The organism is Candidatus Accumulibacter aalborgensis, from assembly GCF_900089955.1.
Classification (GTDB): domain Bacteria; phylum Pseudomonadota; class Gammaproteobacteria; order Burkholderiales; family Rhodocyclaceae; genus Accumulibacter; species Accumulibacter aalborgensis.
This window is the reverse complement of record NZ_FLQX01000101.1, coordinates 1-20,037: the sequence shown is the minus strand read 5'-3', so window position 1 is coordinate 20,037 and position 20,037 is coordinate 1. Positions and strand designations below refer to the sequence as shown.

The window sequence follows — 20,037 nt, the reverse complement described above, 5'->3', positions numbered from 1 at the left end:
GATGTTGGGTTACGCCCTGCGGGCTAACCCAAGCTACAACCACGACTGGGCGCATCTCGGAGTCCGGAAGTTCAACTGCGGGAGTTCAACTGGTCTGAACTGATCTGCTCGATGACGCGCCCGGCGGCATCGAGCAATTCGAGTTGCAGCGGCATCTTGCCGAGCGCATGCGTGGCGCACGACAGGCAGGGGTCGAAGCAGCGGATGGCGACTTCGATGTGGTTCAAGAGGCCCTCGGTCAGTTGGCGTCGGTTCAGGTAGCGCTGGGCGACGCGGCGGATCGCTTCGTTCATCGGTTGATTGTTGTGCGTCGTCGACACGATCAGGTTGCACATCGTCACCAGGTCGTCGTCGCCGACGCGATAGTGGTGGATCAAGGTCCCGCGCGGTGCTTCGATGACGCCGACGCCCTCGCGGTTGCGGGCGCCGCTGGTGGTCAGTTCGCTACCGGAAAGATCGTCGTCGTGCAGCAGATCCTTGATCGTCTCGGCGGCGTGCAGCATCTCGATCATCCGCGCCCAGTGGTAGGCCAGCGGTGCGTGGATCAGCTTGCCCTCACCGTGGTCGATGAACTCGCGCCGCTCGGCTTCGGCGAGCGGCGTCGGGATCGAGTCGCAGTTCTGCACGCGCGCCAGCGGGCCGACCTTGTACCAGCCATTTTGGGGCCCGAGCGCGGACAGGAAGGGGAATTTCATGTAGCTCCACGGCTTGACTTCCTCGCGGATCAATTGGTGGTAGTCCTTGACGTGGGCGCCATCGACGATGATCCTGCCGTCGGCGTCGCGCGCGCGCAGGCGGCCGTCGTAGAAGTCGAGCGCGCCGTTGGCGCCGACCAGCGACAGGATGTTCGAGCGGAAGGTGCCGAAAACTTCGTAGAGCGCGGGATCGGCGGTGTACAGGCGTTTGACGAGTCGCACCGCCGACCGACTCCAGCCGACGATCTGATAGATATCGGCCAGCAACCCGTCGCGCTCTTCGCGCGAGAGCGCGCGATTGACACCGCCGGGAATCGCGCCGGTGCCATGGACGCGTTTGCCGGCGGTCAGGCGGATCACTTCCTGACCAAACTTGCGCAGCAGCACGCCTTGTCTGGCGATCTCGGGATGCGCGGCGGCAACGCCGACGATGTTGCGCCGGCCGGCCTCGCTGTCGAAACCGAAGAGCAGATCGGGCGACGAGAGATGAAAGAAGTGCAGCGCATGTGACTGCAGGATCTGGCCGTAGTGCATCAGGCGGCGCAGCTTTTCGGCGCTCGGCGTCAGGCGGTCGGCGCCGACCACGTGATCGAGCGCCTTGGCGGCTGCCAGGTGGTGCGACACCGGGCAGATGCCGCACAGGCGCTGCACCATCACCGGCACCTCCCAGTACGGGCGCCCCTGGATGAAGCGCTCGAAGCCGCGGAATTCGACGATGTGCAGGCGCACCTGCTGCACCTGATCGTTCTCGTCGAGCAGCAGCGTCACCTTGCCGTGGCCCTCGACGCGTGATACCGGGTCGATGGCGACCCGGCGCAGCGTCGCGGCGTCGGCGGATGCGGTCTCGAGTTCGAAAGTCTCGCTGGCCATGGTCTCTCTCAATCGAAATGAAGCAAGGGGTGCCCGAGGCGCGGCGTCCGCCCGTCGAGCAGGTCGGTCAGAAACTTCCAGATCGCGTCGCCCGACGGCGGGCAACCGGGGATGAAGTAGTCGATGCGAACGAGTTCATGGATCGGGTACACCTTGTCGAGCGGCAGCGGCAGTTCGGGATCGTTGGGGATCTGGCCGCCGACGACACCCAGACCGGTCAGGTAAACCTCCTGCAGGCACAGGCCGAGGTCGAGGTGGTTGCGCTGCGCCGGCAGACCGCCATTGACCGCGCAGGCGCCGATGGCGATCAGGACCTTGCAGTTGCGGCGGAACTCGTGCAGGACGTGGATGTTCTCGGCATTGCAGATGCCGCCTTCGATCAGGCCGATGTCGCACGGGCCGCAATGCTTGATGTCGGTCAGCGGCGAGCGGTCGAATTCGACGCGCTCGATGAGGGCGAACAGGCGCTCGTCGATATCGAGAAACGACATGTGGCAGCCGAAGCAGCCAGCCAGCGAGGTGGTGGCCAGACGCACTTTCGGCAGTTTCCTGCTCGGGACAACGGCATTCATCTCAACTCTCCTCGTCGGTCGCGCTGCGCGCCGCCAGCCGTTCGACCTGCATGCCGATCGGGTCGACATCGTAGCGACGGCGACCGATCGGCACCGCGAAACCCTGGCGCTTTTCGAGGATGACGCCGACCGGGCAGACGTGGGCCGCGTGGTCAGCGAGCGAAAAGTCGGTATCGGCCAGGCGGCCGGACTCGGCGTTGACGATCAGATGCTTGCTGATGCCTCGCCCGGACAGCGCGAAGACGTTCTTGCCGTCGACATCGCGACTGGCGCGTACGCACAGTTCGCACAGAATGCAGCGGTTGAAGTCGAGCAGGACGTCGGGGTGCGAAGCATCGACCGGCCGGTCGGGATAGAACTGTTCGAAGTGCGGCGACAGCATCTCGAGTTCGTAGGCCAGCGCCTGGAGCATGCAGTTGCCGCTCTTTTCGCACGAGGGACAGAAGTGATTGCCCTCGACGAACAGCATCTGCAGCATCGTCCGGCGCTTGTCGTTCAAGTCGGGAGAGTTGTTCTCGACCTCCATGCCGTCCTTGGCCGGCATCGTGCACGACGAAACGTAGCGGCCATTGGCCTTCACCGTGCACAGCTTGCAACTCCCCTGCGGCTTGAACTCGGGGTGGTGGCAGAGGTGCGGAATGAAGATCTCGGCGGCCATCGCGGCGTCCATGATCGTTTGTCCGTCGTCGAAAGGCACCGGCATGCCATCGAGCAGGAGGCTTTGCTGCTTGATGACTCCATTCGTGACTCCATTCATGATTCAACTCCCGGAACTCTGGCGGCCAGACCGAAGTGCGCCGCGGGGTCGTCGCGCCCGGTCATCTGGCGCGCGCTGGCCAGCGCCTGGTCGAGGTCGAAGGCCGGCTCGAAGTCGAGCGACCGTAGGCGTCGCTCATACGCCGGGCGAAACTTGTTCAGCGTGTCGAAGAGCGGATTGCAGGCCGACTGTCCCAGCCCGCAATGGCTGGCCGCGTGCAACAGACGGTGGATCTTGAAAATCTCGCGGATGTCGTATTGCGAACCCAGGCCGTTGGAGATCTTGTCCATGCAGTTGGCAACCAACGCCGTGCCGACGCGGCACGGCGTACAGAAACCGCAGCTTTCGTGCGCGAAGAAATGCGCGAAGTTGCGCGCCACCTCGAACATGTCGCGGTGCGCTCCGAAAACCATGAACGCACCCGCCGTCGACACGTCTTCAAAAGCGATGCGGCGAGAGAACTCGTGCATCGCCAGGCAGGTTCCCGAGGGGCCGCTGATCTGCACCGCCTGCGCGTTGCCGGCGCCGCAGTCGTTGAGCACCTGTGCCACCGAAACTCCGAGGGGGTACTCGTAAATCCCGGGAGTCTCGACGTCGCCCGAGATCGACAAGAGCTTGGTCCCCGTCGATTGCTTGGTCCCCAGAGCAGCGAACCAGGCGCCGCCGTTGACCGCGATCAGCGCCGCCTTGCACAGCGTCTCGACGTTGTTCACCACCGTCGGTTGGCCAAGATAACCTTCGCTGACCGGGAAAGGCGGGCGAATCCGCGGCACGCCGCGCTTGCCTTCTAGCGACTCGAGCAGGGCCGTTTCCTCGCCACAGACGTAAGCGCCAGCGCCGAGATGGATGTCGATGTCAAAAGCGAGATCGGCGTGGCCGCACAGCGCCGGTCCGAGCAGGCCACTACGGCGGCGGCGCTCCAGGTTCTCGTGCAGTGCCGGCAGCAGATAGGCGTACTCGCCACGCAGGTAGACCAGACCCTTGCTCGCCCCGATCGTTACGCCGGCGACGCTCATGCCATCGAACAGCAGGTCGGCATAGCTCGAGAGCAGGATGCGATCCTTGAAGGTCCCCGGTTCGCCCTCGTCGGCGTTGCAGACCACGTAACGCGCCGGGGGTTCATGGCGGCAGGTCGCCCGGCGTGCCGACTCCCATTTGATGTACGTGGTAAACCCCGCGCCGCCGCGGCCGCGCAAGTTGGAGATCTTCATTTCCGCCAGCATCGCATCGGCACCGCGTGCAATGGCCGCCTGCAGTGCTTCTCCCGCTGGCGATTGGGCAGTCAGCACCGCGTCGCGGCGCCTGATGTTGTCTTCGACGACAAAATACTCGCTCGGCCAGTCGGCCAGCGGGGTCTCCGCCCTGATCAATTCGCTGATACGGTCGATCCGTTCGGCCGACATGCGGGTCAGCGCCTGGCCATTGACCAGCAGCGCCGGCCCCTGATCGCACATGCCGGTGCAGGACGTCGTATCGACGCTGACCAGCCCGTCTTCGGAGACCTTGCCACGTTCGATCCACAACCTGTTGCACAGGCGATCCATCAGCTCGACGCTGCCCAGCATGCGGTCGGTGATGTTGTCCGAGAACAGCACGCGGTAGCGCCCAACGGGGGCCAGATGAAGAAAAGAGTAAAAGCCTGCAACGCCTTCGACGCGCGCGCGCGGCAGATTGAGCGCCCGCGCGATGACCGTCAGCGCGGCGGCCGGCAGATAGCCCAAGGCATCCTGCACCGCGCGCAGGATCTGGAGCAGAAGGCCGGGGTCACGACGATGACCGTCGACGATCGGCAGCAGCAAGGCCTCAAGCCGTCGTGTTTCAATGCACTCGTTCGTCACCATGACCTCCCGCTGCTCAAGGCAGTTTCCGATACGCTGTACCGCAGCTTAGTCCGACGATCGGGGCGCGTGCTGATCCAGGTCAACGGGAAGTGGGAAAGCCATGCCGTGGAAACGCCCGGCGGCGTTCCTCCGACGTTCCGCTCCCATCCCGGCTCCTCCACCCGCTCCCCTACCATTTCGTGGTGCATTGCAGCATAATGATCAATGGGGTTACCATTCCGGCTACCACCTTCTGAGTACTGAGTACCCCAGGGAGTACCATCATGCACTTTGAGACCTCTCCTGATTTTCTCGAAAGTCGACGCTTCGATGAAATCAACGTCGGCGACACCTCGTCACTGGTCCGCACGCTACGCCCGGAGGACGTCAAGCTCTTCGCGCTGATGTCCGGCGACATGAATCCCGCCCTGGCCAACGCCGAATTCAGGCACAGCGGGCTATTCCGCGATTTCATCGCCCACGGCATGTGGACCGCCTCGCTGATGTCAACCATCCTCGGCACGCAATTCCCAGGGCCGGGAACCGTGTTGATCGACTCGACGCTGCATTTTGCGCGGCCGGTGACGATAGGCGACACGATCACCGTGACGGTGACGGTCCGGCAGAAGTTCGACCACAACCACCACATCGTCCTCGACTGCGCCTGCGTCAATCAGGAGAACCTGCTCGTCGTATCGGGCAGCGCCGAAGTCCTGGCGCCGACCGAGAAGATCAAGACCAAGCGCACAGCGATGCCGGAAATCACCATTTCCGACAAGTACGCGCGCCTGCAGGTTCTGGTCGCACGTGCCGCCGGCCTGGCGCCGATCGACATGGCCGTCGTTCACCCCTGCGACCGCGAGTCGCTCAGGGGCGCTCTGCTGGCTGCCGAGGCCAATCTGATCGACCCATTCCTGATCGGCCCGGAGGCGAAGATCCGGGCCGTCGCCGAGGAAAACGGTTTCGACCTCGGCTCACACCGCATCGTCAACGTGAAACACAGTCACGATGCGGCGGCGATGGCCGTCACGCTGGTCCGCAGCGGCGACGTCGAGGCCCTGATGAAAGGTAGCCTGCACACCGACGAACTGATGGCCGAGGTCATCTCGCGCGCCGCCGGTCTGCGCACCGAGCGCCGAATCAGCCACGTCTTCCTGATGGACGTGCCGACCTACCCGCGACCGATCATGATCACCGATGCGGCGATCAACATCCTGCCGACGCTCGAAGAGAAGGTCGACATCATCCAGAACGCGATCGACCTGGCGCACATCATCGGCACCCCCGAACCCAAGGTGGCCATTCTCTCGGCGGTCGAAACCGTCAACCCGAAGATTCAGTCCACGCTCGACGCCGCCGCCCTGTGCAAGATGGCCGATCGCGGCCAGATCAAGGGTGGCCTGCTCGACGGCCCGCTCGCCTTCGACAACGCCGTGTCGCTGGTCGCTGCCAAGACCAAGGGCATCACCTCGGCGGTGGCCGGTCGTGCCGACATCCTCGTCGTTCCCGACCTCGAGTCCGGCAACATGATCGCCAAGCAGCTCGAGTATCTGGCCAACGCGCTCAGCGCCGGTATCGTCCTCGGCGCCAGGGTACCAATCGTCCTCACCAGCCGCGCCGATACCGCCGAAACGCGCATCGCCTCATGCGTGATCGCGGCCCTGATCGCCCACGCCAATCGCGAGAAGCAGAAGTCCGGTTGAAGCGCACCGCCTGATGAAGCCGGCTGCCGCCGGCATCCACAAGCACTCTCCCGGACTGGCATCACCCATTTGGGTGATGCGCCGGTTTTCAAGGTGATCGACACTTGATTGTCAGCGATCAAGCTAGGGATCCCCATGAAAATCAAGAAAGAAATCCGGACTTCCCGGACGGCTCGGACTGTTGTGCTGGCTGGCTTGGCATTGTCGGTCGTTCCGCCTGCGTCAGCACAACAATTGCCCAGGGTCATTGCCCCGGACCCTGGGGCGGTGTTGAGGAATATCCAGGAGACGGAACAGCGCGAGCAGCGTGAGCAGCAACGCGAGAGCACCAAAGCTCCACCCCCGGTGACCACCCAGCCACCGCCAGACAAACTGGGCCCCGAGCACCTGGAGGCTTCAATTCTCGTGCAGGGTTTTCGCTTGGATGGCGTCACGCTATTGCCGCAAGAGGAACTCCAGGAGTTGCTCAGGCCCATGATCGGGCGATCCTTGACCCTGCCCGAACTCATTCGCCAGGTTCAGGTCGTTACCGCCAGCTACGCTCGCCAGGGCTACGTCGCGCGAACCCTTATTCCCGAGCAGGACATCACGGACGGTGTCGTTCGGCTGGTTGTCCTGGAGGGAAGGCTTGGTGTGATCAACATTCAACTTGGCGACGACGTACGCTTTCCACCCGAAAGGGTCCGCAACACCCTCCTGGCTCGGCAACAAGAGGGAGAGCCTATCCGGATTCCCGAACTGGAGCGGAGCATGCTCCTGCTCAATGACTTCGGCGGCATAGACGTTCGCTCTGCGTTGCAGCCGGGCGCCGATCCCGGGTTGACTGATGAGAACATCTACGTTCGGCCATTGCCTTTCGTAGCGGGCAGCATCAATGCCGACAACTTTGGCACCCGCTCTGTGGGCCAGAACCAATTGAGTGCGCTCATCAGGCTAAACAACGTCGACGGCCGAGGCGGCTCGGCGACGCTCAATGCGATGGGAATGTTCGTCGACTCACGCGTCAACACCTATGGCAGCCTCATTTATGCGACGCCCATCGGCTACGATGGCCTGAGTCTGCAGCTCGGAGCGTCCGAACTTGACTACCGATTGGGTGAACAGTTCGCTTCGCTCAATGTAAAAGGAACGTCGACCACCTATTTTGCCGGCCTGAGCTATCCGATCGTGCGCTCGGGAAACCAGAATCTGTACGCTTCGGCACGCTACGAGCACCTGAAACTAAAGGCAACGGCGACCAGCGATTGTGTTCCACTGACTGACAAGGACGTCGACCTCATGCAGATCGGCCTGGCTTTCGACCGGCTCGACGGTGTCTCGGATTCTTTCCTGACCGGTAGCGGGCAGTTGACCAGCGGTTCCGTCCGCTTTGGTCCCGGACAGACTTTCAGCTTTCCCGGCTGTGGAAACTCGGTGGGTTTCGTCCAGGTCGATCCGTCCGGGGTCGAGGGCAATTTCACCAAGATCAGCGCCGCCGCCAGCTATCAGCGGCGGCTCACCGAAAACCTGACCTGGTCGTTGTCGGGCAGCGGCCAGTACGCCTTCACGAACCTGGATACCTCGCAGCAGATGACCCTCGGAGGACCCTTCGGCGTGCGCGCCTACCCCGTCAGCGAGGCTGCCGGTGATCAAGGCATCCTGGCCAATATCGAGCTGCGCTACCGCATGTTCGGAGGGGTGGTGGGCTCGGCTTTCGTCGATGGGGGACACATCCACAGACTGCACGAAGTGCCTTCCGGCGTTCCTTCCACGCATAACGATGTCAGTCTGTACGGCGCCGGTTTTGGCCTTTATTACACGCAACCGGGCCGTTTCAACCTTGCCGCGGCGGTGGCCTGGCGGATCGGCGAGAACCCCTTGCGCAACGTGAACGGGACCGATTCCGACGGACTCAAGCGCGACCCGCGCTTCTGGGCCAACCTCTCGTATTTCTTCTGATTAGCCGGTCATTTTCCGGTCAGCGTCTTCAATCCCTTGTCCGCCACGGAGTTCGCCATGCCTACTTTCTCAGACCACCGTCACACGACCCCATCAAGCCGGCAAGGCTTCCCGCTCAGCCAGACAGCGCTGGCGGTGTTGTCTGCCTTTGGCAGCCTGACGACGGCGGCGGTCGACCTGCGACCCGTCGGACCCACGGAACTGCCCCAAGGCGGGCAGATCACGGCGGGAAAAGGGGCCATCAGCGCCTCCGGCAATACCATGGACATTCGGCAGCAATCACAGAAGCTGATCGCCAACTGGCAAAGCTTCAACATCGGCAGCCAGGGAACGGTCAATTTCGTTCAGCCCGGGGCCAGCGCCACCGCCCTCAACCGCATCGTCGGGCAGGATGCCACCCAGATTTACGGCCGGCTCAATGCCAACGGGCAGGTCTTTCTGGTGAACCCCAATGGCGTCCTGTTTGGTCGCAGCGCCTCGGTCAATGTCGGCGGTCTGACCGCCTCGACACTCAACATCACCGACGAGAATTTCCTCGCCGGTCGCTATCTGTTCGAGCGCAACGGCGCCAAGGGCAAGGTCGAGAATCTTGGCACGCTGACAGCGGCCGACGGAGGCTATCTGGCGCTGCTGGCACCCGAAGTTCGCAACGAGGGCGCGCTGATTGCCAGGATGGGTACCGTGGCGATGGCCGCCGGGGACAAGGTGACGCTTGAATTTTCGGGTAGCCGGCTGACCAGCCTGACTGTCGATCCGGCCACCATGGCCGCGCTGATCGACAACAAGAACCTCGTTGACGTCGGCGGTGGCCAGGTGATCATCAGCACCGCTGCGGCCAACCAGTTGCTCGGTGCGACGGTGAACAACGAGGGCATCGTCAGCGCCAGCAGCCTGACTGCCGAGGGCGGGCGGATTGTCCTGCGGGGGGACCTCGTCCGCAACATCGGCGAAGTCCGGGCCGATGGCGCCGGGCCAGGTGGGCGCATCGAGATTGCCGGTGACTCGATCTACACGGCTGGCCGGATTTCGGCGGACGGCAGCAAGGGGGGCGACATTCGCGTCACCGGCAACGACATCACCACCGGCGGCCTTCTCTCGGCGGTCGGCTCCAGCGGCTCCGGTGGCCAGGTGCTGGTCGCGGCAGCAAAGGATCTCTGGCAGACCCAGTCGACGCAGATCAATGCTTCCGGCGTTTCGGGTGGCACGGTGACCATCGATGGCGGGCAACAACTGGTTTCGTCCGCCAGTATCCAGTCCGACGGGAGCGCCGGCGCGGGCGGCGCTATCAGCGTCACGGCTGATTTCGTGCAGTTGCTGTCGGCCAATGTGCAAGCCAACGGCGAAACCGCCGGCGGACAGCTGCGGGTGGGCGGAGAATGGCAGGGCGGCAAGGGTGCTGCAGTCGATGAAGTACGCAATGCCCAGGTCGTCGCGATCAACGACACCACTCGGCTGTCCGCCAAAGCGAATTCGGGAACGGGCGGCGAGGTCGTGGTCTGGTCGGATCAGCGAACGACGATGCTCGGTCAGGCGGAGGCGAGCGGCACCGTCGGAAAAGGGGGGCGAATCGAAGTCTCGTCGGCCGGTGAGCTTACCACCACGGCCAGGCTGAATGCCGGGTCGGGGGGGCAGGTTCTGCTCGATCCCAAGGATCTGATTATCGACGACATTGCCACACAGCCAACGACTACGGCTACCCAGTACGATCTGGCGTTCCGCGTCGAAGGAGACAATCCCGCTCAAACCGTCGTGCGCAATATCAACGGCCTCGCCTGGGGCGGAACGGCAGATGCCCAGCCCAGTGTCGCGTTGAGCCAACCGACCGGAACACTGGTGATCGGCAGTCCGAAGGAGGATACGGCATATATTTACCACATCGATCCGGATAACCCGAGTGTCGCCGGGGGGGCTGCTCTGCTGAAACGTCTTTTTCCAACCACGGACGGAGTCATTGAGAGCGGTTCACGCTTTGGTGAGTCTGTGGCCATCGACAGACCCGGACAGTACGTGGCAGTAGGTGCGCCTAGTTCCGCTGGCAAGAACGGTGTGCGGGGCACGGCTTACGTGTACAAGAGCGTGAGTGATCCTTGTATTGCATTGGTTGGAGTCGTGTGCAAAGACTTCAAACCAGTCCAACAACTTTACGCAAATGGCAGCAATGCCTCGGCTGGGAACTTTGGCTTGGGCGTCGCCCTTTCCGGCGAGGAGCAATCTCACCGGCTTTTTGTCAGCAGTTCAGAAGGAAGAGGTCAAATCTATCAATTTGACGAACAACCCAATAGCGCAGTCCCCCTCTCACTAAAGAGAATTATTACTGCGTTGCCAATCGGCAACGACAGAATCGGCCCGTATGTCGCAGCCGATTCTAGCGGCAATCTCTTCTACAATTTTGAGTACCTTAATCAGGGTGAAGAGATCGCCCGAATTTCTCCGCCCTACGACGGCCCACGCTCCAGTGTCACAGGCTGCCATATTGATAATTTGTGCGGACCTGTGGGTATCTCTGCCGACGGGAAATTCCTTTTATTCAGCAGCCGTTATCGCAACAGCATTAACCTCGATTCCTTCGCATCTCTCGACGAGATGGACTCCTCAGGCCTTCCATTGAAGGGAGGAATCCATTTTGGCCTTGGAAACTGGGTAGACGTACCGCATCTGATTCCGAAGGGCGTTGCCGATTATTCCCAGATCACCGGAGTTGCCGTGGGTGAAGGGGATAGCCCACTCTTCGTTGTTGGTTGGAGCAATCCACGCAGCGATGCCTACGGTGGGAATGTAGTATCGCTGTTCCGTCTTTATCCGGGCACGGGTGAAATCCCTCCATCAGTGACCAGTCAGCGTTTCAGAGACAATCCATCCGAGACGAATACCATCTCGGCCACCGCTGTGCGTAATCTTCTGGCGACCGGCGCCCAACTCACCCTGCAGGCCAACAACGACCTTACGGTCAAGGCCCCTGTCACGGTCAATAACCCATCCGGCAATGGCGGCGACCTGACCTTGCAGGCCGGCCGCAGCGTGCTCGTGAACGCTTCCATTACCACCGACAATGGCAATCTGAAAGTCGTGGCCAACGAGGCCAACGCCAATGAGACCAACGCCAATAATGGCGTCTTTCCGGCCAATCGTGGCCCCGGACCGGCCGTGGTTACCATGAACGGCACGATCGACGCTGGAACCGGCACAGTCAGCATGACCATCGCCAGCGGCGAGGGGCGTACCGGCAATGCTGCCTCGAGCGGTGACATCACCCTGGGCACCATTACGGCGGGCCGGATCACGGCGGTGAACGAAGGGCCTTCGGGTGGCAACATCGTCCTGCTGAACAACGCCAAATTGACTGCCAGCGGCAGCGGCGATGCGCTGGTGCTGGCTGCTGCCAGTGGTGGCTACTTCGTCAATAAGGGCGCGAGCGTGACGACGACCCCCGGCCGCTGGCTGGTATACAGCGCCAGCGCCGACCCGGCGAAGAACACTTTCGGCAACTTGATCAGTGACCAGCAGCCGCTCTGGAACAGAAGTTACAGCCCTCCACCTACGGTTGTTACCGAGACAGGTAATCGTTACCTGTTCAAGGATACGCCCACTGTGCGGGTCGCCTATGTTCCGACGGTCGGTGGCGCTTCCCAACCGTACGACGGTATTTGGCATCCTGTGGAAAACATCTTGAAAGGCGAAGGCCAACTCTCCTCAAGCCGAACTGCTATAGAAGATCAATTAACGAAGCAATGGCTCAAGGGCCAGCCTGCATACAAGGAAACCACCGTGGATGAAGTGCTGGAAATTGCAGAGAAGAACAAGCCGGCGATCGTTTTTGAGGGAAAGTTGCTTACTGAAGGAAAGTTGCGAAATGTTCTAATGAAAGATGGAAATGTGATTCCCTATGACATTAGTTATTCCGCTTCCGGTGGCGATGTCCACGCTGCTCCGACCGGTTACCTCGTGGACACGGGAACCTCAGGCGATGTCAAGGGAATAGTGCCAGTGACCATCACGCCGGCCCCATTGCAGATCAGCACGGACAACGTCGTCAAGACCTACGACGGCACGGTGGAGGCGCCGGGGGCGAAGGCAGTCGTGGTGGAAGGCCAACTGTATTCCCCCGACCAGTTGCGTGTCGAAGGCAACTTTGCCTACGGGGACAAGAATGCCGGTATGGGCAAAGAGGTGGTGATCGTTGGCCGCGTGACCGTGGACGACGGCAACGGCGGTCACAACTACCAAGGTTTCAACAATAAGGACATCTACCGCCCCAACACGACCAGCACCATCGACAAGGCCAGGCTGACGGTCAATCTGGCCGAAACGCAGTGCCGAGTCGAAGACCAGAAGGATCCCTTCCAGTACTCCTTCACGGGTTTCAAGAACGCCGAGACAGCGGAACAGGTCGTCAACGGTACGCCGACCTTCAGCCTGGATAGCGGGTCGCTACGTGCGGGCGCCGCTCAACCGCTGCTGATGACCGACGCCGGCACCCTGTCGGCGACGAATTACGAATACGTCATTGGTCGGTCCAACGCGGTGGTGGATGTGTTCCCCGGTGCGGCGCTCGCCTACACGGTTCGTAGCCAGTCTGACACCGCATTGAGGGACGCAAGTTCAGCCGAAGCGGCCCAGGTGGCCGCGACTTTCGTCGCGGACAAAACCAACAACGCCCGCTTCGTGAGCCCGGAATCGGTCAATGTTTCGAGCTTGGCGGGCAATGGGGCGGCGTTTGTGAACTATGTCGGCGCGCGTTATGCCGACCGGCAGGAGCGTTTTTCCAGCGCGATCAGCATGCTCGAGACCAACCCGTCGCTCGCCGACCTGGCGCAGTGCAAACCAGGAGACGCCCCGGAGACGCTGTGCATCCCGGCGGTGGGAACACCGCAGTTCGGAGCGAACCCGGCGGCCGAGATTCAGCGCAAGGTCGCCTACCTTTTTGCCAATCAGGCCTATGACCCGAAAAAGGGCGTCGATCCCCTGAGCACGCCGTATTCGGATACCGAGGCGATCGGCAAGATCCTGCAGGACGACTATGGCTATGAGGTCAACATCGTCCGTGATGCGACCCGCAGGGACCTGATCCTGACGCTCAAGAAGGCGGCGGAAGCGCACGCCCGTGATGAAAGCATATTCCTTTACTATGCTGGGCACGGGATCGAGCTGCGCGAACGACAGTCGGGCGACATGATGGGCTACTGGCTCCCCGTGGACGCCAATGCGCGTGATCCACGGACCTGGGTTTCGAACGCGGATATCGGCAAATTCATGCAACTGCTTCCCGCCAAGCAGGTCATGCTGGTCTCGGATAGCTGTTTCTCCGGCCGGCTGGCGGTTGAGCGGAAGATCGAGAAGGGCGATGTCGAGACGCGTCGCGCCCAGTTGCTGGCGAAACGGGCCGTCACGGTGATGTCCTCCGGCAATTTCGAGGAAGTGGATGACGCAGGCAAAGGGGACCACTCCATCTTTGCGTGGAGCCTGATCGAGCAACTCAACGCGTCGGTTCAGCATGACAAACTGGTCGAAGGCAACGATCTCTTCACTGCCGTCAGGGCCCGCATCCATGCCGAGAAATTTCCCCAGACGCCTCAGTATTCTGCCTTGCTCTCGTCGGGATATGAGCCAGGGGGTGACTTCTTCCTGGAGAGGCGCTAGGGTCGAAGTCCGGGCACGTGGGCGTTGCCGATCACTGCAAGCCAAGCGCGGTCATCGGCAATGCGGCGAGCAGACTGACCAGTTCGGCCTGCCGGCCGGTGCCTGTCTTAGCCAGCACGGCCTTGACCTGGCTGCGTACGGTATGCGCGGAAACCGCGTGCTCGGCGGCGATGTCGGCGACCGAAGCGCCCCGCGCCAGAGCGACGGCCACGCGCGCCTCGGCAGGGGTGAGGTCGAAACTGACGGCCACCACGAAGGGGTCCAGCTCGGGTCGGGCAGAGGAAGGGTCGTGAATGATTCCCATGGCCAGTGGCTGCCCCCCGAAGCTGCCCATGGTGGCCTGGGGGCGGATGGCATAGAGGAACAGGCCTATCGGTCTGCCCAATGGTCGACCGATGTGGAGGAAGGCGTTGTCCGTGTCCGGCCTGGCGGTGATATACGAATCGCTAGCCAGGGCGAGTCCGCGCAATGCCATGGTGAGCTTCAGCTCGTCGCCGGACGATCGGCAACCGAGCAGGCCGTCGCGTTCGACGAGCGTGTCGCCGGTGGCCAGAATCGCGCGCGCGGCGGGGTTGGCGTGGTGCAGATAGCGGTGCTCATCGATGAGTACGATCGGCGCTCGCACGCGGCTCACCAGCTCGGCGCCCAGATTCACCCGCGGTGCCTTCTTTTCTCGCTGAGCACGGTATAGACGCATGGCCTCGGCCAGATGCCTGGCGAGGCGTCGACAGCAGGTGATCTCGTCGCCGCTCAGCGGCAGTGAATGCCGACCTCGGTGTACGCCGAGCATCACCACTTCGTTGCCCTGGCAGAAGAGTTGCGTGCCGCTGACATAGCGACCGCCGTAGGGAATCAGAAAATCCTGGTAGAAAGCGCTGCGCGCAACGAAGGCATCGTCGAAATGCTCATGACAGTTGGCCCATTCCCCTTCGCCCAGTGCCATGACCAGCCTGGCCCGCGGGTCGTACTTATGCCAATGGCGCAGGTAGTCGAAGACCGCTTCGGCTGGGCAGGGACCCGCCTCGTAGCTGAAGGTCACGGCCACCTGAGAATAATCGATCCCCTGAACCTGCACGAGCCAGGCGTCGGTGAGTTGCTGGAAGGACTTGAGCGCCTCGCCCCAACCCAGTTGGCCGCTGGCAGCCTTGTAGAATCCGGCGACAATGTCATCGACGATGTCATTCATGGCATCTTGCCCCCCCCCCGAGATTGGAGGGGAACATCTTACACCACCGCCATGCCACCCCCCACGAGAATTCCTGATGACCTGTAGGGACGCCGCATGCCTGTCGGCCAAAAATTTTCTCGCCATCCTGATCCCGCGCAACTGACGCAAGGCAGTGATTTGACGGTCTTTCCGGTCACTCGACCGATAGCACTTGAAAAACTACATTTAGTCAAGTTATTGCCTTGACCCACTACATGTAGTAGCTTTGCGTCTGTCAGGCCATGAAGTCAGCGTCGCTGCCGCGCCCCGGACAGGCGTTCATGGCCACTCACCGCGGTCGGCAGGAAGGCGCTACGGACGCCTCCCGCGCCCGGCTGCAGCGGCCTTTTTGCCATCAAATCAATCATCCGAGGGACAGCCCATGAATCAGCTCGTACATCAGTTACCCCTGTCGGCAGTCGCCGAAGCCCCCGCGGTCGCTCCGCTGGCTGAACAGGAAATCGCGGGCGAGGTGCTGGTCGAAAAGTACGCCAAGGGCAACGAAACCTCGGTGCACGACGTGCGCCGCCGCGTCGCCCGCGCGCTCGCCGCCCACGAGGACGAGAAGCAGCGCGGCCACTGGGAAGCCCGCTTCCTGTGGGCGCAGGAAAACGGCTTCGTCCCCGCCGGCCGCATCAACTCGGCCGCCGGAACGACGCTCGCGGCGACCTTGATCAACTGCTTCGTGCAGCCGATCGGCGATTCGGTGGTTGAAATCGTCGATGGCAAGCCCGGCATCTACAGCGCACTCGCCGAGGCTGCCGAAACGATGCGTCGTGGCGGCGGCGTCGGTTACGACTTCTCGTCGATCCGGCCGATCGGTGCGATCGTCAAGGGAACGCAGTCGCGCGCTTCCGGCCCGGTGTCGTACATGCGCGTCTTCGACCGCTCGTGCGAGACCGTCGAATCGGCCGGCGCCCGCCGTGGCGCGCAGATGGGCGTGCTGCGCTGCGACCACCCGGACATCGAGGTCTTCATCCACGCCAAGGACCACGGCGACCTCTCCAACTTCAACGTCTCGATCGCCGTCACCGACGCCTTCATGAAAGCCGTCGAAGCCGACGCCGAAGTCGAACTGACGCACCGCGCCGAACCCAACGCCGACATGAAACGCAGCAGCGCTTTCCAGCGTGAAGACGGCATCTGGGTCTATCGCCGCGTGCGTGCCCGCGACCTGTGGGACCAGGTGATGAAGTCCACCTACGACCACGCCGAGCCGGGAATCCTCTTCCTCGACCGGATGAACAAGGACAACAACCTCTACTACTGTGAAGTCATCGAGGCCACCAATCCCTGCGCCGAACAACCGCTGCCGCCGTACGGCTGCTGCTGCCTGGGGTCGATCAACCTGACGCTGTTCGTCAGGGACGCCTTCAGCGCGCGTGCCGAGTTCGACTTCGACGCCTTTGGCGAAGTGATCAAGGTCTCCACCCGCATGCTCGACAACGTCCTCGACGTCACCGCCTGGCCGCTCGATCGACAGCGCGCGGAAGCCGCCAACAAGCGCCGCGTCGGCCTCGGTTTCACCGGCCTCGGCGACACGCTGTGCATGCTCTGCCTGCGCTACGACCGCCCGGAAGCGACCGCGATGGGCGCGCGCCTCTCCGAATTCATGCGCGACACCGCTTACCTCGCCTCGGTCGAACTGGCCAAGGAGCGCGGCGCCTTCCCGTTGTTCAACGCCGAACTCTACCTCTCGGGCGGCAACTTCGCTTCACGCCTGCCGGCCGACATCAAGAGCGAAATCCGCAAGCACGGCCTGCGCAACTCGCACCTGCTGTCGATCGCGCCAACCGGGACGATTTCGCTGGCCTTCGCCGACAACGCCTCGAACGGCATCGAGCCGCCGTTCTCATGGACCTACAACCGCAAGAAACGCATGGCCGACGGCACGCTGAAGGAATACGCCGTCGAGGACTACGCCTGGCGCCTCTACAAGCACCGCGGCGGCGACGTCGAACGGCTGCCCGACTACTTCGTCACCGCGCTCGAAATCTCGGCCAAGGCGCACAAGGACATGGTCGCCGCCGTCGCGCCGTACATCGACACCTCGATCTCGAAGACGGTCAACGTTCCCGCCGACTACCCCTACGAAGACTTCCAGGACCTCTACCTGAGTGCCTGGAAGGCCGGCCTCAAGGGCCTCGCCACCTACCGCCCGAACACCATTCTTGGATCGGTGCTGTCGGTCGGGTCACAGTCCATCGCGCAGAAGCAGGCCGAAGACCGCAAGCAGCCGCAGGACTTCGAGCTGGGCGACGCCAACCGCCGGCTGACGATCAAGACGCTGCCAGCGCCGGTGCTCGCCAGCCTGCGCTGGCCGAACCGCCCCAACCTGCCGGAAGGCAACATGGCGTGGACCTACATGATCGAGAGCACGCACGGCAAGTTTGCGCTCTTCGTCGGCCACGTCGACCAGGACGACCGCAGTTGGCCGTTCGAAGTGTGGGTCAACGGCCCCGAGCAGCCGCGCGGCCTCGGCGCGGTGGCCAAGACACTGTCGATGGACATGCGCGCCAACGACCACGGCTGGCTGGCGCTGAAGCTCGAATCGCTGGCCAAAACGCCCGGCGACGAAGGCTTCGAGATGCCTTTCCCGCCGCACGGCGAGCGCCAGCGCATGCCCTCGGTCGTCTCGGCGATGGCCCGGCTGATCCAGTTCCACGTCGAACGTCTCGGCGCTTTCAAACACGCAGGCCCGACGCCGGTTCTCGACGCGATGTTCAGCCTCAAGGAGCCGAAGACCGGCACCGACGGCACGCTCTCGTGGACCGTCGACGTCCTGAACCCGGCGACCGGCGAAGACTTCGTCCTCGGGCTGAAGGAAATCACGCTACCCGACGGGGTCACGCGGCCGTACTCGGTGTGGCTCTCCGGCAATTACCCGCGCGCGCTTGACGGACTGACCAAGCTCCTGTCACTCGACATGCGCGTCCTTGACCCGGCGTGGATCGGCGTCAAGCTGAGGAAGCTTCTCGACTACCCGGAACCGCTCGGCGACTTCATGGCCTTCATCCCCGGCACGCGCCGGCAGACCAACTACCCGTCGACCGTCGCCTACCTCGCGCAGTTGATCATTCACCGCTATGCGATGCTCGGCATCCTCGACGAGAGCGGCCTGCCGCTGCAGCAGATGGGAATTCTGCAGACACCGGGCAGCAGCACTTCGCCGAAGCCGACCGCCGGCAAACTGTGTGGCGAGTGCGGGAACCTGACGATGATCAGGAAGGATGGCTGTGATTTCTGTACGGCTTGCGGGGCGGTGGGGAGTTGTGGGTGATCAGTGGGAGCAGGAGCGCGTGCCGCGCTCCTGCTCCCACTGGCATCAAGTGCGTTGCGGGCGAGCGCTGTGTGGTGCGTGATTTTAGCGGCTGGTTCAGATTGGAAATTCGGCCGCTTGGCGATAGACTTGGGTCAAGGAGGTTTGACCATGAGCGACAACGTTGACAATCTGGTTCTCGAACACTTGCGCGCGTTGCGGGGCGGACAGGACCGCATCGAAGGCGAGTTGCGCGAGATCGGCGCCCGGCTCACCAGCCTCGAAGCCTGCACCGCCGGCCGACGCGATGGCGCTCATAACTACGAAGAAATCATCCGGCAACAATCGAGCATCGACCAGATCAAGGCGCGAATCGACCGGATTGAAAGACGGCTGGAAATCGCTGGTTGAGATCTTGCCCGACCGGCAAGAGGAAGAACCCGCCCCCATCTGCTCGCAGACGGGCGTACAGTCATCAATTATCAAGGGGCTATTAGCCATGACCGAAATTCACTTCATCGTCGAAGAAGCCCCCGAAGGCGGCTTCATGGCCCGCGCGGTTGGGGCGGATATACTTACCGAAGCTGACGACCTGCCCGGCTTGCACACGCAAGTGCGCGATGCCGTGCGTTGCCATTTTGACGACGACAAGAGGCCAAGCGTGATCCGCCTGCACATCACGCGGGAAGAATCGCTGGCGGCATGAAGCTGCCGCGCGACCTGTCCGGGCCGGTCCTGATCCGACAGTTGGCAAAGCTTGGCTATGCCGTGACGCGACAGCAGCCACCTTCGACTGACAACGCTGGAACCTGGCGAACATCACATCACGATCCCCACTCACGGCCCGTTGCGCATCGGCACACTGGCGACCATACTTGCGGCGATGGCGGCTCACCAAGGCGTCAGTCGTGACGAACTGTTGAACCGATTGCTGCGTTGATCAATCGAGCCTAACGGAAGTCGCCGGCCTCTGGTCTCTTCGAATGCGTGATTTCAAGACTTGTCCCCGCCGTCAGGCGCAGGAAAATGGCGGGTTGAGATGCTACGGAGCGGGCAAAAGGAAAGACCTGACCCCGCAAGTGTGCGGCGATTGCGGCTCACCAAGGCGTCAGTCGTGACGAACTCTTGAACCGATTACTGGGCTGATCAATCGAGCGCAACGGAGGTCCCCGGCGGTTGGTCTCTTCGAATGCGTGATTTCAAGACTTGACCCAGCCGTCAGGCGCTGGAAAATGGCGGGTTGAGATGCTACGGAGCGGGCAAAATGAAAGACCTGACCCCGAAGCTGCGTGCGTCGCTTGTGTGTGTGCTCTGACCAAACCGCTGAAGTACACAGCAAACCGCGCCAGGCCGTTGCTCGTGCTCAGGGTCTCGATCAAGATATTGCGTGCGAGCTGCCTGCGAAATTGCTTGACTGTTCGAATGTTAGAACTGACCCCGCGATGCTTTCTTGACTGTTCGAATGTTAGAACTGACCCCGCGATGCTTTTTAGAACTGACCCCGCGATGCTTTACTCGCCTGCGAGGACTTGAGCCTGGCCTCGCGCAACAGGCGGGCGATGCGGCGATTCTCGCGATA

Annotated in this window: 11 protein-coding genes; 6 read left to right on the top strand and 5 right to left on the bottom strand. The window is 62.4% G+C overall.

Annotation, left to right across the window (positions count from 1 at the left end; genetic code table 11):
* Nucleotides 1-71: 71 nt before the first annotated feature.
* From ACCAA_RS07815 to ACCAA_RS07800, 4 genes are read right to left on the bottom strand one after another with little or no spacing between them, the layout of a single operon-like run.
* On the bottom strand, nucleotides 72-1,565 hold the full coding sequence (locus ACCAA_RS07815; protein ID WP_186406680.1) for a Ni/Fe hydrogenase subunit alpha: 1,494 nt from the start codon (nucleotides 1,563-1,565) through the stop codon (nucleotides 72-74).
* Nucleotides 1,566-1,573: 8 nt separating this feature from the next.
* Complete coding sequence (locus tag ACCAA_RS07810; protein WP_186406679.1) at nucleotides 1,574-2,137, bottom strand: NADH-quinone oxidoreductase subunit B family protein; 564 nt, start codon at nucleotides 2,135-2,137, stop codon at nucleotides 1,574-1,576.
* A 1-nt stretch (nucleotide 2,138) separates the two neighbouring features.
* The gene (locus ACCAA_RS07805; RefSeq protein ID WP_186406678.1) at nucleotides 2,139-2,894 is read right to left on the bottom strand and encodes a 2Fe-2S iron-sulfur cluster-binding protein; all 756 of its coding nucleotides are present in this window, start codon (nucleotides 2,892-2,894) and stop codon (nucleotides 2,139-2,141) included.
* The gene (locus ACCAA_RS07800) at nucleotides 2,891-4,735 is read right to left on the bottom strand and encodes an NAD(P)H-dependent oxidoreductase subunit E (RefSeq protein ID WP_186406677.1); all 1,845 of its coding nucleotides are present in this window, start codon (nucleotides 4,733-4,735) and stop codon (nucleotides 2,891-2,893) included. Before ACCAA_RS07800 ends, ACCAA_RS07805 begins: the two co-directional genes overlap by 4 nt.
* A 263-nt stretch (nucleotides 4,736-4,998) precedes the next feature.
* On the opposite strand from ACCAA_RS07800, the gene ACCAA_RS07795 reads away from it, so the two are divergent.
* From ACCAA_RS07795 to ACCAA_RS07785, 3 genes are all read left to right on the top strand, one after another.
* Nucleotides 4,999-6,417, top strand: coding sequence for a bifunctional enoyl-CoA hydratase/phosphate acetyltransferase (locus ACCAA_RS07795; protein ID WP_186406676.1), 1,419 nt, complete (start codon nucleotides 4,999-5,001; stop codon nucleotides 6,415-6,417).
* Between the two features lie 135 nt (nucleotides 6,418-6,552).
* The gene (locus ACCAA_RS07790; protein WP_186406675.1) at nucleotides 6,553-8,355 is read left to right on the top strand and encodes a ShlB/FhaC/HecB family hemolysin secretion/activation protein; all 1,803 of its coding nucleotides are present in this window, start codon (nucleotides 6,553-6,555) and stop codon (nucleotides 8,353-8,355) included.
* A gap of 57 nt (nucleotides 8,356-8,412) precedes the next feature.
* Nucleotides 8,413-13,992 (top strand): two-partner secretion domain-containing protein, encoded by a 5,580-nt coding sequence (locus tag ACCAA_RS07785; RefSeq protein WP_186406674.1) that lies wholly within the window; start codon nucleotides 8,413-8,415, stop codon nucleotides 13,990-13,992.
* A 31-nt stretch (nucleotides 13,993-14,023) separates the two neighbouring features.
* Here the strand turns inward: ACCAA_RS07785 and ACCAA_RS07780 are convergent, their stop codons facing one another.
* Complete coding sequence (locus ACCAA_RS07780) at nucleotides 14,024-15,178, bottom strand: helix-turn-helix transcriptional regulator (protein ID WP_186406673.1); 1,155 nt, start codon at nucleotides 15,176-15,178, stop codon at nucleotides 14,024-14,026.
* 403 nt (nucleotides 15,179-15,581) lie between these two features.
* On the opposite strand from ACCAA_RS07780, the gene ACCAA_RS07775 reads away from it, so the two are divergent.
* The 3 genes from ACCAA_RS07775 to ACCAA_RS22570 all read left to right on the top strand — a co-directional run bounded on the left by ACCAA_RS07775 (nucleotide 15,582) and on the right by ACCAA_RS22570 (nucleotide 19,164).
* Nucleotides 15,582-18,479 (top strand): adenosylcobalamin-dependent ribonucleoside-diphosphate reductase, encoded by a 2,898-nt coding sequence (locus tag ACCAA_RS07775; protein WP_186406672.1) that lies wholly within the window; start codon nucleotides 15,582-15,584, stop codon nucleotides 18,477-18,479.
* A gap of 150 nt (nucleotides 18,480-18,629) precedes the next feature.
* The gene (locus ACCAA_RS07770) at nucleotides 18,630-18,869 is read left to right on the top strand and encodes a hypothetical protein (protein WP_186406671.1); all 240 of its coding nucleotides are present in this window, start codon (nucleotides 18,630-18,632) and stop codon (nucleotides 18,867-18,869) included.
* Entirely contained in the window at nucleotides 18,841-19,164 is a 324-nt protein-coding gene (locus ACCAA_RS22570) for a hypothetical protein (RefSeq protein ID WP_342674036.1), read from the top strand. Before ACCAA_RS07770 ends, ACCAA_RS22570 begins: the two co-directional genes overlap by 29 nt.
* Nucleotides 19,165-20,037 lie beyond the last annotated feature (873 nt).